General features: G+C 38.4%; 2 protein-coding genes. Both read right to left on the bottom strand.

The features are described 5' to 3' along the window. Positions 1 to 91: 91 nt before the first annotated feature. The gene (locus ABID23_RS08070; protein WP_120100860.1) at positions 92 to 598 is read right to left on the bottom strand and encodes a hypothetical protein; all 507 of its coding nucleotides are present in this window, start codon (positions 596 to 598) and stop codon (positions 92 to 94) included. Positions 599 to 892: 294 nt separating this feature from the next. After that, the coding region (locus ABID23_RS08065) for a hypothetical protein (RefSeq protein WP_354190988.1) at positions 893 to 1189 on the bottom strand (297 nt) is incomplete at its 5' end.

Below are 1189 nucleotides of genomic sequence, written 5' to 3'. Positions count from 1 at the left end.
TAGTGGTCATAGGTAGCTCCCTAATCTAACATTTGAATAAATTTTTAATAAGAGGTTTAAAGAAGGCGCCCCCGCCGCGCCCGCGCGTTATTTAAGCTGTTTTCCTATGGGGACGACACATAACAAAGCAAATTTCACCATAAGGAGAAAGGCGTTCTGTATAAACATTATTCATTGTGTCACCACAAATATTTTTAGTAACAATAGCCATGCCACATGCATTGGCATTTTCATAAACATGCACTTTACTTACAATTTTTGCACTATCGAAAACATGGGCATTATCATACACATGGGCATTGGCAAAAACCTTTGCTGAATCGTAGACGCGAGCATTACCATATACAAAACCACCAACACCTGCATTGCCATAAACCTGCGCATTTTCGTAAACACGACCAGGGCTCACAACAATGGCCTGATCACCAACCCAGCAATTACCATCATGGGAAAGATTTTCTTCAGATTCAATATAGCCACCAAGTTGACCAGCTTTAACATCACCAAAATCTCTTAACGCCTTAATGCGATAAAGTTTTTTACCCTCACGAAGAATTGTTTGATTGGTGAGTTGATATTTTTTTACAGAATTCTGCATAATAATTACCTCGTATTTTAACATTTTGATTGACAACCCATAAGGGCGCCGGGCGCTCAAAACACGGATACGAGACCGTCGTTACACTTTCCCCTATGAAGGGTATTGTATAGTATAACCACACCCGGCAAAATCGTTATATGCCAATAACAGCACAAAAGAAAGCCAGTATATTTTAGAAACATGGGAAGAGGTCGTTTCGTAACCTATCCGCTCGTATTACAGTGTTTTGAGCACTTGTCAACCTTTCTAAACGACCTTTTCTTTAAAGTCAATACGTATTTTTTATTTTTTTCACTTTTTTTCATTTTGATAATTACCTAATTGAATACCAAGTGCTTTCTCTAGTTCACGGTCTATATCATAAGCTTGTGAATAACACTTCTCACCATCATCTGTAATTTCACAAATCAAACGATCTTTCTTTGTACGTTTTTTGATTTCCCTATTCACCTCGTCTATCAACGCTTCACAACTCAATACGCTTTTCGGAATACCACCCCCATATATCCAAGCTTTCACTTGAGCCTTGGTACTGTAATCAACTTTATCAGGCATCTCATGATACTGACCACCTTCAAATTCCTCATA

This window comes from Bartonella silvatica, assembly GCF_040545155.1.
Classification (GTDB): domain Bacteria; phylum Pseudomonadota; class Alphaproteobacteria; order Rhizobiales; family Rhizobiaceae; genus Bartonella; species Bartonella silvatica.
Note: the sequence above shows the minus strand (reverse complement) of the source record. Positions and strands in the feature narration are given on the sequence as shown.